Source organism: Nostoc sp. JL34, assembly GCF_017114945.1.
In the GTDB taxonomy this organism is placed as follows: domain Bacteria; phylum Cyanobacteriota; class Cyanobacteriia; order Cyanobacteriales; family Nostocaceae; genus Nostoc.
In genome coordinates, this window is the sequence record NZ_JABXKQ010000014.1 from 1 (window position 1) to 16,034 (window position 16,034).

The window sequence follows — 16,034 nt, forward strand, 5'->3', positions numbered from 1 at the left end:
GCAGGGGGCAGGGGGCAGGGAGAAAGAGGTTTTCCTGACTTTTGCACGGATGCGGTAATCATAAGTAATTAACCGGACTTGATATTATTCAGTAACACCAATTTTTGATTGTAGTGTGGGCTAATGTACCCATTATTTAATTATTAATTAGTAATTATTAGGTCACATAGGCAGAGTAATAATAAACTTTGTCCCCTCACCAGGGATTGAAAAGCAGTTGACTTGTCCATTGTGTTTATCAACAATAATTTGGTAGCTGATTGCTAATCCCAGCCCGGTTCCCTTACCCACAGGTTTGGTTGTGAAAGATGGCTCAAAAATTCGAGCTTGCACCTCAGCAAGCATACCGGGGCCATTATCTTGGATGCAAATTGTGACGGTTTGTTGCTGAGAATCAACCGATGTAGTAATGGTGATGATGTTTGGACAAGCAGCAATCTCTTGATAAGAGTGGTTTAGATTGAGTTCATCAAATGCATCAATAGCATTGGCGATGATATTCATAAACACCTGGATCAGTTGTCCGGGATAGCAACTAATTGGAGGTAACTCACCATATTGTGTCACAACCTGGATTTTAGGGCGGTCTCCCTTGCCTTTGAGTCGATGTTTCAACAGCATTAAGGTGCTATCGATTCCTTCGTGAATTTGAAAATCCACTTGAGATGAAATATCTGCGCGAGCAAAAGTTCTTAGAGAGAGGCTGATATCTTTAAGACGGGTAATTCCCTGGCGCATTGATGTTAGAAGTTTCGGCAGATCCTCTGCCAGATACTCCAAGTCGATTTCTTCAACAAGTTCTTCAATTTCTGTGTCTGGTTGCGGTAGCTTCTGCTGTTGGAGGCTTACCAAACGAAGCAGATCCTTTACATATTCCTCAATATGGGAAAAATTCCCGCCCACAAAACCAACTGGATTATTAATCTCATGACCAATACCTGCAACCATCTGTCCGAGAGTGGACATTTTCTCACTCTGGATCAGTTGTAGTTGACTTTGTTGTAACTGCTCTAGAGATTGAGTTAATTCTGCGGTGCGCTCTTGTACACGTTCTTCCAATGTGCGGGTGAGATGGGAAATTTTTAGGTGTAACTTTAAACGGGCAATGACTTCTTCCTGTTGGAAGGGTTTGGTAATGTAGTCAACTGCACCAATTTCCAATCCTGCCACCTTGTCTGTAGAATCGGATAGGGCAGTCATGAAAATCACCGGAATATTCTGAGTGATGGGATTAGTTTTCAGCCTGCGACAAGTTTCAAATCCATCAATACCTGCCATCATCACATCCAAGAGAATGAGATCGGGAGGGGCATATTCTGTTTGTTCGATCGCTGACTCTCCATCTGTTGCCATCAGGGCTTTCCAGCCACACCCCTGAATTGCTTCAGATAGCACCTTGAGATTGTTTGGATTGTCATCCACCAACAAAATATGTATGGGTTTCGAGATAGAAACAGCGATCATGGATGTAACTCCGTTGTGACAAATGATTTGAGGAACTTACGGATTTTTCCGGTTTGGAAATTGGCAGTGAGTTTGCTTAACTCTGCCGTGAAGGGAGCTAGCTGCCTATTTTGCTCAACTAGCTCTCTTAACATTCCCTCAATCGCTGAGATATCCCCCATCATTGCCAGATGATAGAGTTGTTGCAAAACATCCTGGGATGGTAGAACCCATTTACCTTTGAGAGGTGAAGGTTGGGCATACATCCACTTGACTCCCAACAGATCACGCAGTCTATCGAGTAGTTCATCAATCTGGAGGGGTTTGGGTAGGAATGCTGTTGCCCCTGCTTCTAAACTCCGCTGGCGATTTGACTCAAAGACGCTGGCACTAGAGACGATAATCGCAATAGAACGGGTTTGCGGATTCGCTTGCAGGTGAACCATTAGTTCAAAACCATCCATGTTGGGCATGGCTAAATCGAGCAGAATCACATCTGGATTGTGTTCAATTGCCATCTGTAGCCCAAGTTTACCATCGGTCGCTTCCAGGGTTCGACAACCAATTTCTTGCAGCAGATTGGTTAACATAGAACAGTGGTTGCGATCGTCATCGACAATCAAAATCTGCGGCGCACTGCCCCGAATCTCGGTAATTTTCTGGGGAGTTGGGGCGTAGCCCATCGTAGACATCACTCCTCCATACCAGTCATGTAGGCGTACGTCGTAGACATCAAGCGGTACTGATACTGTCAAATCCAGCCAAAACAGACTTCCTTCGCCCAGGTGACTCTGCACCTGAATTTGGCTCTCCATCAAGGCTGCAATTCTTTGGCTAATCGCTAATCCCAAGCCAGTACCTTCAGATCGCTGCCCTGCTTTACCCACTTGCTCAAAGGGCAAAAAGATTTTTTCGAGTTGCTCTGGTGACATCCCAATACCCGTATCTTCAATCTGAAAACGAATCTTGAGCGTTGGGGATTGGGTATTCTCCTTATCTCCCTTGTCCCCCTTGTCCCCAGTCTCCAATACCTCTACTTTGAACGTTACACCACCGCTGTCTGTAAATTTGATCGCGTTGCCCAACAAGTTAATCAACACTTGCCGCAGCCGTTTTTCATCGACTTCAATGGCAAGTGGTAGGCGATCGCTAATTAAGACATTAAATGCAATCCCTTTCTGTTCAGCCCCAATACCACAAATCTCAGTCACACCATATAAGAAATTGGGTAGATGCACACTGGTTACCACCAAGTCCAATTTCCTCGCTTCTATCTTCGAGAGATCGAGAATGTCATTGATTAGCATCAAAAGGTGTGATCCGCATTGGTAGATAATGCCGACTCCTTCCAGATTTTTAGCTGTCATGTTTGGCGAGCCTTCTAGTACCTGGGCAAAACCAAGGATGCCATTGAGAGGTGTACGTAGTTCGTGGCTCATATTGGCGAGAAACTCACTTTTTGCCTGATTGGCAGCATCGGCAGCAAGCTTGGCCTCAACCAATTCATGAGTTCGTTCTTCGACTTTTGTCTCCAGGGTTTTAGAATAATCCAAGAGTTTACTGTTGGCAATTTCTAGTTGGCGATTTGTTTCTTCTAACTTCCGCTGTTTATAGGCATTCGTTGTTGCAATCACACTACCGATAAACGCGGCTAAGGTGGGTGTTACCGGAATTAAAACCCCATACAAAAACATTCCATAGCCACCCCCAATGCAGGCTCCACTAACGCCTACAGTTACCCAAAGAATTTTGCCACCGGGAATCCGCAGCCTGCTATTGGATAACAACCAACTGCCCGTAGAACCAATGACAGACCACAAAACAATCCAGAGTGATAAATTAATGCCAGAAACGCCGTGCAGACTGGCTTTTCCTGTTTTTGCCCCTCGGACTAGTTGATGAGCAATATTGGCATGAACAACCACACCTGGAGTCGGTTTTTGAGCAGATACCCAGGAAGAAAAGGGTGTGCTGAAGAAATCATTGGTACTGGAAGCGACTGACCCAATAAATACCATGCGATCGCGCATCAAATCTGCCGGAATTCGCCCTGCTAACACATCGCGCATGGAAACTCTACGAAAGGCTGTATCTGTTCCATACCAATTGAGCAGAATTTGATAGCCTCCTAAATCGGCATCAGGATAACCTGCTTCTTGATTTTGCAGTGGTAGGTAAATTTCCTTGCCCAACTGAAACTTTTGTTTTTGAGGGTCAATGCTTTCTAAGCTAATTTTTTCAGCTTCCAGGTACTTTAGAGCTACAAGGGTTGCCAGTCCGGCTTTAATGGTGTTTTTCTCTTTGGCATCTTCAGCTGTCAAGAGGGCACGACGTACAAAGCGATCGCCATCCAACACTAAATCTGCTAATCCTACCTGATCCTTTTTTTTCAATTCCGGTGGGGGATTGACGCGTTCACCGGTAATTTTCTCAACTCCGATCAAATTGGGAGTGTTGCGGAAGACTTGAACAAGTTGATCGTGTCCGTTTCCTTCGGGTAAATCTCGATAGAGATCCAGTCCAATGGCGCGGGGTTGTTGCGCCCGGATTTTTTCTAGTAATTTTGCCAGCGCCCAGTCTGGAACTGGCCATTTACGTACCGATTGGATATCGCGCTCATCAATTGTGACAATCACAATTTCATCAGCGATCGCCTGTGAGGATCGCTGACGAACCCATTCGTCGCGAATTTTCCATTCCGGTAAATTGAAAAGTCCCAACGATTGCCCAACTATAACCGTCAAGGCAACGCTGGGAGTAATAATCAAAAGGCTGCGAGTACGTTGGATAAAAACCTGGAATCTGCGCCACATATTTGTGCCATAGAATGAATAGGGAGTGGGGACTGGGGACTGGGTGGAAGGAAGAAGAGGGGGACAAAGAGAATAATTACTCTTAACCCAATGCCCAATGCCCAATGCCCAAATTGGCATTAGTTAGTAGATGCCAATAAGTTCGCTGTTACAATCTCCTTCAAACTCACTGAGGACAGAAGTTCTTCCCATTGTTTGCGGAGAGTTGCATTGTTAGGCTGGGCGGTGTATACCGCTGCAAGTGTTGCCACACAGTCATACCAAACACCATTTTTACCCAAAACAGTAGCCCGCTTCAGAGCATCTTTCTCTTGCATTGCTGTTGCTAACTCAGCACTAGGCTGGATACGCTGAACCCAACCATCGACGTAAGGTGTACTGGGGCTGAGTTGTCCATCTACTTTAAGTGCTAGAAACCATTGGTAGTTTTTGCCAACGGCTAAAGCGGGTGCATTGGCTGGTAATTTGATCGCGATTACCCCAGTTTTCCCTGCAACTGAAATGTTCATCTGATGTTGCATGTTGCCAGCTTCATCCTTGAGGCTAAACAACGCTTCTTGGGCATTGGAAGCCGGGAGATACACCAGAATTGTGGGACGTTCAGACACTGTTGTGCCATAGAAATTTTGGGGCAAGAGGGCGATTAGCGCTGCTGGTTGTGTTGTGCTTACAGTCGATGGATTCAAGTAGTAAGTACCAACGCGAGAAGCACCCGCACTTGCTTGTTGGGGAGCGCCTTTTCCAGGGGCAGGCGTAAAGAGGTTGCCGCGAGAAGCTCCTCCAGTTGCTTGTCTGGGCGCACCTTTTCCAGGGGCAGGTGTAAAGAGGTTGCCTCGAGAAGCTCCTCCCGTTGCTTGTCTGGGCACACCTTTCCCGGAAGTAGGCGTAAACATACTACCCCGAGAAGCTCCTCCCGTTGCTTGACTAGGAGAACCACTGTTGATGGGCGGGGTAAATGTAACAGCATGAGCACTAGTCCATGCACTGCTAGTAATCAGAGCGATGACGCTCAATGTACTAGCTAAATATCGACGTTGCATGATGCTTTACCTCATCTAATTGAAATGTGATAGAAAATATGTTGCCTTCGACTCTGATCAGAAGTTCAGAGAATAAGTCCAAGCAATAGTCAACAGATTTGGGATTTTGGATTTGTGTCACCCACAAGGGATGTTAGTCCAGCATGAACCAAAAGAAGCTAAAATTGGCACAGTCAAATCAGGAAACTTCTACTAGCAGTATAGGCGAGGTTTAGCTCAAACACTGTAAAAAATAGCCTAACTTATTTGTAGTAGAGTCCGTTTTATTACTTAGTTAAATCCAGTTGCCGATCAAAACAAAGCCAGACCAAAAGAACGGATCGTGGAAATCAGTTTGGCGAATTAGGCTAATTTGTGCTTGTCTTAGTGCTTCGGCTTTAGTGATTTTGGGTTGTCGCAGTTGTTCATAGAAGCGAGTCATGAGTATTGCCGCTGCCCGGTCTTTGACGGGCCATAGGGTGGCTATAGTTGAGCGAGCGCCGGATTTCACAGCCAAGCCCGCCAGTCCCAAGACGGCGCGATCGTCTCCTGCTGCTGTATCGCAGGCACTTAATACCAGCAACTCGATGGCTTTCGATGGATCGCTACCCCGATTTTTCAGGAGTTCCGAGAACTCCTTAACGTTGACTTCTCCATCCCAAGTGAGCAAGAAAGTATCTTCGAGGCGGGAGCTAAACTGTCCGTGGGTTGCTAGGTGGACAATACTTGCGCTACTGGATTTCACTCGTTCAGCAAGGGCTTTACTAGTGAATTCCTGGTTCAGTAACAGAGAGGAGGATATGGACTTAGAGATTTGTTTAACTTCTGATTCTACAGCGGGCAAAGCACTAAATCCAGCGCGAGATTGGCTGATGCCACCCACGATCGCACTGATGTGGTTTTGATGAAGCGATCGCGTCGCCATCAGTTGTAATCCTGGTGAGAGCGCCACAGCATACTTCTCAATCAGATATTGCTTACCGTCATACAGAGCTGCTATGGGAATGTTCCGCAACCGACCATCTAAAACAAACACTAATGTCTTAGTATTAATGAATGCTTGATCTCCTTCTGCTGGACGAATCAACCAATCATAAATCTGTTGAGACAATCGATCCCGATCTTGGGAATCTGAGACTGGGTTGAGAGCAACCAAAAACTTGTTCAGAGTCTGCTCCATTTCAGTTTGAGATTTGTGAGTGACATAAGAACGGAGTGGTTGCCCTGCTTTGGAGAGGATTACCGTTAAACGATCTGGCAAGATAATTGGATAAACGATAGTTGCAGTGGGATCAACCCGATCAATTTGTTGAGTTCTATCTAAACAGGCTTCCCGAAAAAAGTTATCGAGTTCTGCAATTTGGAGTGCCTCAATCAATTCACGAGCTTGCATTAGTTCTGCTTGACTCGGTTGATTTTCTAGAAGTAAATCAACTAGTTCCCGGTAGACAGGCTCCACACTGGTGCGAAAAGAGAACTGGACATCAGAGTTGATAGCTACCAAATCGCCCCGCAGTGCCTTTAAGGCATTGACTGCTTCTATATAGGCAGTAATTGCTTTTGAGCGATCGCCTTGTTGCTTATATAGCTGTCCTACCTGCCAAGCAGATTGAGCAATGATATCGTTAGCTTGGAGTTGACGGGCAATGTTGAGGGATTTCTGAGTTAACTCCTGTGCTTCAGATAACTGCTGTGTACGCCGATAGAGTTTTCCCCACTGATGCAGTGCATAAGCTTCTGCTTGAGTATCTTGGATTTGTTGTGCAGATTTGACTGTGACTGCCATCAGTTGGGCTAAATCTTTCAATGGTATAATTTGGTCAGAATTTGACTGGTGGTTGAGGGTGGCAACAAAATTAATCGCTGCGTAGAGGGAGGTATGACTGGGGGGTAGTTCCCGGAGTCGTTGGAGTAGTTGAGGTGCAAGTGGGATAGCAAACTCAGGTTTGTCGTAATTGAGGAAAAGTTTAAACTCAGCTAAACGCGCTTGCAACTGATCGCTTGGGTTGCTGGCTAAGAGTTGAGCCTGTTTAAAGTAATCTAATCCTGCTTCTGGATCTTGCAAATCAACGGCAGTTTGACCTAGGCTGATCAGAATAGAACTTAAGTGAGGTTTAGCTGCAATTTTGCTAGCGATCGCTAAACTTTGCTCTAAAATCTGTTGACTTTTACTAGAGTCGCCAATCATTTGTAAAGCTAAACCAAGCGATCGCAATCCACTAACTTTGACTTCCGAATCTGGCATTGCTAAGAGCTTTTGAGTCAGCGCCTCCAACTGCTGTTTAGAACGGCGATAAAATCCTAAACTTTGTAAAGCTTGTGCCTGGTTGATTTGACTACCCAAGCTGCCTGTTTTGTCACCTGCTTGGTCATAAAATTTTTGAGCTTGTTGCCAACTTTCTAGCGCGGTTTCAGCTTTGCCAGTATGCAGTTGCAAATTTGCTTGCGTATTGAGTGCTTGTGCCCAAAGAATTGCATCAGCAGGGGGTCTAGCTGTTTGCAATAGTTTCAGACTTTGCTCAATAGACTGTTGGGCTGCTTCCCATTGATTAAGTTCCTGTTGTGCCAGTGAGAGATAACTCAAACTGAGAGCTTCGCCCTGGCGATCGCCTTGGGTATGATACTGTTGTGCTGCCGTTTGCCAACTTCTCACTGCTTCTACAAAGCGTCCTGAATGGTAGAGGTTTCGTCCCTGTTCTAGCCAATTGGTAGGCTGGGAAGTGGATGCAGACACATTCAGGGTAGAAGTTGTTGGTAATTGCAGAGATGCTATAGCAGGTGTAATGGTGACTGCCAAACACAAGCTCAAAATACTCAGACTAATATATAACCAACGACATTGTTTAATTTGGAAAGTCATAGGTTGTTACCTGAGCTATAGCCGATAGCATTATCCCTGGAATTAATAACCCACTTGTGAATATAAATAGAAAAGCGTAGACGCTTCGCGGTGAGGGGGTTGCAGTCTTCTCTACGAGACGCTGCGCGTTGGCAAAGCCTCTCACAGAGAAGGCGGTTTCCGTTAATTGCGACCCCCCAAACCCATTGGCGCAGCCTCTCGTAGAGAAGGGCTTGTTGTTAGACATCGCTTTTATTGACATGAAATACTTACCTTTAACTAATAGTCTTATAATTCCCGAAATAGTTGTGTTGATAACAAACACCTATTGTCTGGAATGAAAGTAATTATCAGCTATCAGCATATTATCGAGTGTTCTTTGGAGTGTAGATAGAAAAAGCTCTATCTATAAAGCACTATTAAAAATGTGATTAGCAGTCAGTTTCAATTCTGGAAAAGTAGGGAATATAATCCGTTCCAAATCCCTAAATTGAGAAACTTGATATTCTTCATCAACTAGATAATAAATAGAAATAGTTGGTTGTTTGGGATTAGCAATAAATTTTATTACTCCCAAATCTGCATAATCAACGATCCAATATTCAGGAATCTTTATTGCCTCATAATTCCCTAACTTGGTGTAATAATCATCTTCCCAGTTTATACTGACAACCTCAATAACTAAAGAAATAGATTCACTTTGAGTCACAGTAGATTCTTTTTTCCATAATTCCTCATTCGGCAAATTAGCATCGTTGATTAAAACCACATCTGGTGAGTAACCCGATGATTTTCTCGGTGGTTTTATTAACGCTGTTTTGGGGATAAAGTATGGCAGTTTCAACCGCTTATATTCAACAGTGATTTCCCCTGCTAAAAATCCCGTAACTTTTTCATGTTTTCCGCTCGACTGAGGTATTTCAACAATTATCCCGTCGTGTAATTCGTAACGCTTGCCGATATTTTCCGGCAGCCATTCGATAAATTCTTCAAAGGTAAATAATTTGGGTAAAGCTTGAGCCATATCAACACCTTTGCTTGTTTTGACACTTTACCATTTCTAGCATCGGGACTGATTAATTTGGCGTTGCAGCACAGTTTAAAGATCGTTGAATATGGGCTGGATGAGCCGCAATTAACTCAACTTTGCCCTGGGCGTTGCGATGCCAAGTTGTGGCTTCGACGAGAACCTCCGGTGATGCTGGAATTTGGGCATTTAGCTCACCCGTTTTGCGGTATGCAGACAAATCTCGTACATCATCCCAAGTGCGTAGGCGTAGCCCGTCGTAGACATCGCTCGTCACTTGTTGATTAGGATTTGGCGGTATACCACCTCGTCCCGTTGCCACAAAGCGACTGCCTGCACTGTCCCCGCAACCTGTAGCAATTTGCCGCGATGGATCGGTGACATTTGCTGGTAGTTCAACTAAACCCGAATTTGGATCAACACCGATAGTATTAACTTGAACTGTGCCACTTACCCCAAATTGTGAACTGGCGGTGATGTCACTATCAGGAGTGAGTTGGTTGCGGAACTTCAGTCCGAAAAGCCCTTGTGTGGTGATTTGGATATTACCCCCCCGACCTTTCACGGCATTAGCAATAATGTCACTATTTTTTAAACCCACAATGATCGGAGCGTTGAGGGTGATGTTACCACCATTGCCTGCTTCCTTGGCTTCAACAGAAATTTTGCTATGATCGCGTATTAGCAAAAGTTTTTGAGCATTAAGAACCAGGTTACCTCCGTTCCCAGATTGTGTGGCTGCGGAAATCGTGCCGCGATTAGTCAAGAGAATCGAGTCAGCATAAACCTCAAAATTACCTGCATTACCCGTACCCTCATTTCTTACCCCGATGTCGGCTCGATCCGTAACGCGCAATTGAGGCGTTATCAGAATTACTCCTCCCCCATTACCACTAGGAAATTCGGGTAGGTGATAAGTCGCACGGGTGATAGGATCGAGGCGTAGTGCATTAGATCCAATGCTGCTACTAAGAATACTATCTGGTGATGCGCCGCTCACATCGATAAAGTCTGAAGCCACAATTTTTACATTACCAGCATTTCCGGTTGCACCAGTTGAGGAGGTGACCAAGCTTCCATCCCGCACTGTTAATCGTGCAGTTGTGATGGTCAAATTCCCAGCATTTCCACTTCCTACTGTTGATGACGCCACAGTAGTAGGGAGAAATGTGACATTATTAATTCCAGAAACATCTATCGAATCTGAGGCATCAATTTGGACATTACCACCATCCCCAGCTCTAGCAGTTGAACCAATACTAGTGCCGTTAGCAACTGTAAGTTTTTGGGTTGAAAGAGTAAGGTTTCCTGCCTTTCCAGAACCAGTAGAGCTTGTTAGAATCGATGTCATTACTGAAGGATTGACACGATTAAACCCACTGGCTGAGATAGACTCAGAAGCCTTAACTACGATGTTTCCACCCTGCCCTAAACTCAAATTTTGAGACCTGATTTGCGCTCCATCCCGCAGCAATAGTTGCCGGGTTGAGATGGTAATGTCTCCAGCTTGCCCTACCCCGATTGTGTTGCTTGTCAATTGGCTGCTTCTAGTTCCCGCTAGGTTTGTTCCTACGAGGCTGAACGACCCAGTGCTATTAATCGTAATCTGATTCGATGAGAAAGCACCTTGATTTCGAGTGATAACAGCCGAACCTTCCAAAAAACTGATATCTCTACCCTGCATTTGAATCAAACTACTTCCAAACCCTGAACCAGATACTTGTGCCTGCTGAGTCAATTGGATATCGCTCAGTCCGCCACTATTAGAATAATCAAATGTCCATCCCTGAGGTACTTCTGTAAGGCGAACTTCTCCTGACTGAACACTACCAAGTTCGATGGCCCCATTTACGGTTTTAAGAACACCACCTGCTAAATCAATTCCATTTCCCAGCAAAGCCAGAGTCTTACCTGAACTTACCTGTAAGCCTAGTGGAGTTTGGGGGATGCCATTAATCGAATTTTGTACTGCGATGCCTACGGTGGGCTGTGCCAATGCACCTGAGTTTTGTCCAAACTGCAAGCCAACTGGTACATTGATTGTCAACAGGGGTGCTGCTGTAATGTTGGTGGCACTAAACTCCACCCCATCAGCAAACTTTATGCTATTTGCAGTTGTACCAATAAACGATCCACCAATATTCAGTTGGGCATTGGGGCCAAAGACAATGCCACTAGGATTGATCAAAAATAAGCTAACGGGGTTGTTGCTGTTGATGGTTTGAATGACGCCATCAATGTGAGAAATACTACCTCCTGTAACCCGGCTGAATATGGAGGATATATTAGGCGTGTTGATTAAATCAAAGATGGCTGAAGTGCCTGTGGGAAGATTAAACTGCTGGAAACTGTGAAATAGGTTACTGTTTGCAGCACTACCGTTAGTGATGGTGAACTTATTACCATTTTGGGAGACAGTAGTATTGACAGTGCCATCTGCGGTAACCTGGGCGTTGGCAATGTCGCACCAGAGGAACATCCCACCTGTCAAAATTACATTGACTAAATTCCAGCAAACAGAGGGTGCTTTCATGGCTCGGTTTCCATCAATACTTACTTAATAAATAGGGTTCCCTAAATGGCATTGTGTTTCAACAACTTGACCACTGTCACCGATACTACGCGATACTGAAGATAGCCCTGCACCATTGGACACTAGTAAACTATCACCATTGACGAAGATATTACCTGCGCTCCCAGAACCCAAGCGGTATGGTATTGAACCATCAACTGGGCGATCGCTTCCCTCAAAACGGTGAATAGCGCACCGAGAAGTACAACCCATTTTCCTGAAGCGATCGCCTTTCACCATCCACTGAGATCAGGGGAATACCCCAATCTAGGCGGGCCAAAAAGTCATCACCCTGTTTCCACAATAGCCCCAACCCACTACTAAGAAGTGTACTCGGTGATGGATTTTCGCCATTGACATTCCAGCCTTTGCCAACTTCAATGAAGGGTGTCAGTTGCAACACCCCGCCAACATTTGCTAAACACTAAGCTCGACTTTATTCAAAATGAGCAACTAATTTTACTTGATGCGGCAAAAACTTTTTGTATGTTACTGATTCTCGTTGAAAATCAAAAAGTCAAAATATCTTTACAAAAAGGTTTCAGTCTCGGCTTTGACCTTTGGGAAAAATGGATAAAATAGGTTTAAGTAGTTTGTTCAAAAAATCAGGATACCCATCCTAATTCTTAGGATGTTTTTACTTATCATACTAATTATAGTTGTTAATAAATATCCAACTATTTTAAATAAAAATATTATATAGAAAGAACAAAATTCAATAATTTAATCAAGATAATTGCACAATATCTATAGGTAAAATTCAGAGCAGAGTAAGTCTCCGCTCTGAATTTTGTAAGAAAATGTTCTTATTTATAAGCTAATCGTCATTCAAATTACATCTTTGCGTTCCCGCATCTTTAGAGCGATTTTAACTATGCAAGTTAAAAGCACATCAGCTTATAATGGAACAGGCTTTAAAGACTATTTTTGTCTGTATTTTCTCATTATTTCATGTCCTAATCTACCTGAAAAACACTATAAATCACCTAATTTTAGCTATGGCGATTCACTGTGAGACGATCGCTGTTAAGCACTATATTTCACTCACAAATTGAGATGTACTTAACCTGATTTTACTTTTTGTCTAGTTATGATTTACTAGATTTCAGAGACTTTTTCATCTTTAGACGAAAGAGAACGAATTAACTCCCGAATTACATCAGTTGCTGGCCTCCCCGTTATTGAACAGTATTGTTCAAGCTTTTGTGCCTCACCTGATGTGAGATTGATTGTAAGTCGTTTAGCAGCCCATTTTTTATTCATGTATTAGACAAGCTATGTTTTTAAACTACTTCTCTAATATCAATCATGTAGACTGCTATTACAATGGTATAAGTAATGACATTTGGTTCAAGTAATCATGAAGTTGGATAGAATATTTTTATAATCAATAGTGAAGAGGTCAAGCATATTCTAAAGTATAAAGTTTAGCAACTTTCCGGGCAGTAATTATAAATAGAATGTAAAAACAATATTAAAGTATATCAACACAAAATAAGTATTCTCACAGAATAGTTGAGGACAGTAATACAGAAAATTTTTGCAATGTCATACCAATTCTTTCCTCTGCTGCACATTATTGGAGAGGATAAAAGTCGATGGGTCAAGGTTTTTATCCCTTTGTTATATAGGGAATTTGGCGATTCGTTAAGTTGTGGAGCGATCGCTAAATCCTCTGGTTGGCTTGCTCTCTGAAAGCTGTTTGTGTAATACTTACAGAACTTATAAATTACTAAATCTCGATTGACTTTAAGTAGTATTTTTAGCGATCGCCAGCAGACCTGAGTTCGAGGTCAAAAACTGACGAATAAAAGTAAGCAGGATTTAGGCTAAAAGTAGTTGCGATCGCTTAACTCCGATGAAAGCATCTTAAGTTTGCAGGAAGATCCATTTTTCGCGGGATGAGATTCAGTAGTAGTAAAGTGAGTTTTGAAGGAGTATTTATGTCACAGTTGGAGCAAGCAGTACCAGATACCTTTGTAGCCAAAGGCTTAGAAACTTTCCCCAATATTTTCGACCGAGTTGAGGCTTTGGCCAAAGACTTTGCCACCCGTGCAGGGGCACACGACAAAGATGGTTCCTTTCCCTTTGAGAATTTTACAGCTTTGCATGAGGCAGGATTGCTCAACCTCACCATTCCACGTGAATTTGGTGGTCAGAATTTGGGGTTGCGAACTATCTGTCGGGTGATTGAAGGGATAGCGCGTGGCGACGCTTCGACCGCATTAGTCCTGACAATGCACTATCTTCAACATACTCATGCCGCCCGTAGCCGTCGCTGGCATCCAGAAGTATATAAGCGATTGTGTCGTGAATCAATTGAAGGCATCGCCTTGCTGAATGCTGCCCGTGTTGAACCAGAGCTAGGAACGCCAGCAAGAGGCGGATTGCCAGCGACAATTGCCGAACGAACAGCAGAGGGCTGGCGTTTAACAGGACATAAGCAATACACCACGGGCAGTCCTATCCTCAGCTATTTTGTTGTTTGGGCACGGACAACCGAGGATGAACCGCAAGTTGGAAATTTTCTGGTTCCGCGCGATCTGCCAGGTTTGCAAATTGTCGAAACCTGGGATCACTTGGGGATGAGAGCTACAGGCAGCCACGATCTCATTTTAGAGAATGTATTAATTCCCTCAGAATATGCTCTAAGTATCAGCCCCATATCTACTGCACCATCCTTTGATCCGCTGATTTCCACTTGGGGCAGTTTGACAGTGAGTGCCTTATATCTGGGTGTTGCTACTAGTGCGCGAGACTGGCTTGCTAAATATCTTTGGGAGCGATCGCCTTCTAATCTCAAAGAGCCATTGGCAACTCTGCCCCGCTTCCAAACTGCTGTAGGTGAAATAGAAGCACTCTTGTTTGCTAACAATAGGTTGATTTATAGCTTGGCTGAAGATATTGACAAGGGTGAATATCAGCCTGACGTAGGATTACAGGCACAAGCAGTTAAATACCTTACTACAACTAACTCAATTCGTGCTGTGGAGATTGCCTTAGAACTGACAGGTAATCCTGGTCTGTTAAAAAGAAATCCTTTAGAGCGTCACTACCGTGACGTTTTATGCAGCCGTATCCATACACCGCAAAATGATGTTATTTGCCAGTCTTTAGGGAAGTCGGTGCTGAAAGTTAAGTGATTGGGGATTGGGCATGGGGGAAGACTTGTTGCAAGTTCTCTTCGAGTCACCTTGTCTCTCTCATCCCAATCTCCAATTCCCAATGCCCAATGCCCAATGCCCAATATTTAGGCATCATGTAAAAATAAGTTGTACAAATTTAATTTGGAATAAGCTGTCAGCCTTACTTTCCAATTAAAAGTGTTCAAGTTATTTTTGCGTGACTCCTTAGTATCCTGCTTGCTTGTCTACAACATTCCGCAAGGGCTGACCGTTTTGGTAGCGTTGAAGATTGTCGATAAACAGTTGTGCTATACGCTCTCTCAGGCGTGGCGATAAGGCTGAACAATGGGGTGTGATAAAAGCGTTAGGTAGCGACCATAAGGGACTTTCCGGTGGCAGAGGTTCTGTAGCCACTGTATCTAATCCAGCACCTGCAATCCATCCCTCACGTAGTGCAGTGAGCAATGCGGTTTCATCTACGATCGCACCACGAGCAATGTTAATTAGGTAAGCAGACTGACGCATAGAGCGCAATGCAGCTTCATCAATCAAGCCGTTAGTTTCTGGAGTTAATGGTGTAGCAAGAACTACATAGTCGGCTGCTGGGAGGAGCGATCGCCACTCATCAGCACCCACAACTTTGTCAAAATTCGGTAGGGGTTCGGGATGGCGGCGACTACCCCAAACTGTGACTCCAAAGGCTTTGGCCCGAGATGCGATCGCTTGACCGATATTTCCAGTGCCGAGAATTAATAAAGTCGCGTCTGCCAACTCTTCGAGAAACACTCCTCTTACCCAAGTGTGTTCATCCTGCAAAGTTTGCAATTTCCGCAGATTCTTGGCGTGATAAAGCATAAATGCTAGTACAAATTCCGAAATTGGAATTGCATGAACCCCTGCGCCATTGGTGAGGATAATATCCTTTTGCAAAAAAGTTGGTGTGAGGATGTGATTCACGCCAGCACTTGGTGATTGTTGCCAACGCAGCGCGGGTGCTGCTGTCAGTACTTTGTCAAGGGTAGAAGTTTTCAAGTAAAATCCGTTGACATAAACTTCTGCATCACTGACATCACCATCGAGATTACCTTCACTATCCACTTCTACGACATCTATATTAGATGGTAGGTGTGGTTCAATATCTGCAATGAGATGATCGGGTAAAATTAGTTTCACCATTTGCTACTCCTTGATTCCAT

At 44.1% G+C, this 16,034-nt stretch carries 11 protein-coding genes and 1 pseudogene; 2 read left to right on the forward strand and 10 right to left on the reverse strand.

Annotated elements, in window-relative coordinates:
- Nucleotides 1-162: 162 nt before the first annotated feature.
- The 9 genes and pseudogenes from HWQ44_RS01305 to HWQ44_RS01345 form a co-directional block, all read right to left on the reverse strand.
- Nucleotides 163-1,464, reverse strand: coding sequence for a response regulator (locus HWQ44_RS01305; RefSeq protein ID WP_292713821.1), 1,302 nt, complete (start codon nt 1,462-1,464; stop codon nt 163-165).
- On the reverse strand, nt 1,461-4,256 hold the full coding sequence (locus HWQ44_RS01310) for a CHASE2 domain-containing protein (protein ID WP_292713983.1): 2,796 nt from the start codon (nt 4,254-4,256) through the stop codon (nt 1,461-1,463). The genes HWQ44_RS01305 and HWQ44_RS01310 overlap by 4 nt, the downstream gene beginning before the upstream one ends.
- Nucleotides 4,257-4,375: 119 nt before the next feature.
- Nucleotides 4,376-5,296 (reverse strand): DUF928 domain-containing protein, encoded by a 921-nt coding sequence (locus tag HWQ44_RS01315; protein ID WP_292713823.1) that lies wholly within the window; start codon nt 5,294-5,296, stop codon nt 4,376-4,378.
- A gap of 274 nt (nt 5,297-5,570) precedes the next feature.
- Entirely contained in the window at nt 5,571-8,135 is a 2,565-nt protein-coding gene (locus tag HWQ44_RS01320; RefSeq protein ID WP_292713824.1) for a CHAT domain-containing protein, read from the reverse strand.
- Between the two features lie 385 nt (nt 8,136-8,520).
- On the reverse strand, nt 8,521-9,138 hold the full coding sequence (locus tag HWQ44_RS01325) for a Uma2 family endonuclease (RefSeq protein WP_292713825.1): 618 nt from the start codon (nt 9,136-9,138) through the stop codon (nt 8,521-8,523).
- A gap of 52 nt (nt 9,139-9,190) precedes the next feature.
- Nucleotides 9,191-11,674: an S-layer family protein gene (locus HWQ44_RS01330; protein WP_292713826.1), complete on the reverse strand. Its 2,484-nt coding sequence runs from the start codon at nt 11,672-11,674 to the stop codon at nt 9,191-9,193.
- A gap of 24 nt (nt 11,675-11,698) precedes the next feature.
- Nucleotides 11,699-11,953, reverse strand: coding sequence for a hypothetical protein (locus HWQ44_RS01335; protein WP_292713828.1), 255 nt, complete (start codon nt 11,951-11,953; stop codon nt 11,699-11,701).
- Nucleotides 11,889-12,125 (reverse strand): annotated as a pseudogene (locus HWQ44_RS01340) (ShlB/FhaC/HecB family hemolysin secretion/activation protein); the annotation flags it as partial. The pseudogene HWQ44_RS01340 and the gene HWQ44_RS01335, both read right to left, overlap by 65 nt.
- A 686-nt stretch (nt 12,126-12,811) precedes the next feature.
- Nucleotides 12,812-12,976: a CopG family transcriptional regulator gene (locus tag HWQ44_RS01345; RefSeq protein WP_292713830.1), complete on the reverse strand. Its 165-nt coding sequence runs from the start codon at nt 12,974-12,976 to the stop codon at nt 12,812-12,814.
- Between the two features lie 282 nt (nt 12,977-13,258).
- Between HWQ44_RS01345 and HWQ44_RS01350 the strand changes: the two genes are divergently transcribed.
- Complete coding sequence (locus HWQ44_RS01350) at nt 13,259-13,408, forward strand: hypothetical protein (protein WP_292713832.1); 150 nt, start codon at nt 13,259-13,261, stop codon at nt 13,406-13,408.
- Between the two features lie 248 nt (nt 13,409-13,656).
- Nucleotides 13,657-14,856 carry an acyl-CoA dehydrogenase family protein gene (locus HWQ44_RS01355; RefSeq protein ID WP_292713834.1) on the forward strand — a complete coding sequence of 400 codons (1,200 nt, stop codon included), beginning with the start codon at nt 13,657-13,659 and terminating at the stop codon, nt 14,854-14,856.
- A gap of 207 nt (nt 14,857-15,063) precedes the next feature.
- Here HWQ44_RS01355 and HWQ44_RS01360 read toward each other — a convergent pair whose 3' ends face one another.
- Nucleotides 15,064-16,014 (reverse strand): D-2-hydroxyacid dehydrogenase, encoded by a 951-nt coding sequence (locus tag HWQ44_RS01360; protein WP_292713835.1) that lies wholly within the window; start codon nt 16,012-16,014, stop codon nt 15,064-15,066.
- Nucleotides 16,015-16,034 lie beyond the last annotated feature (20 nt).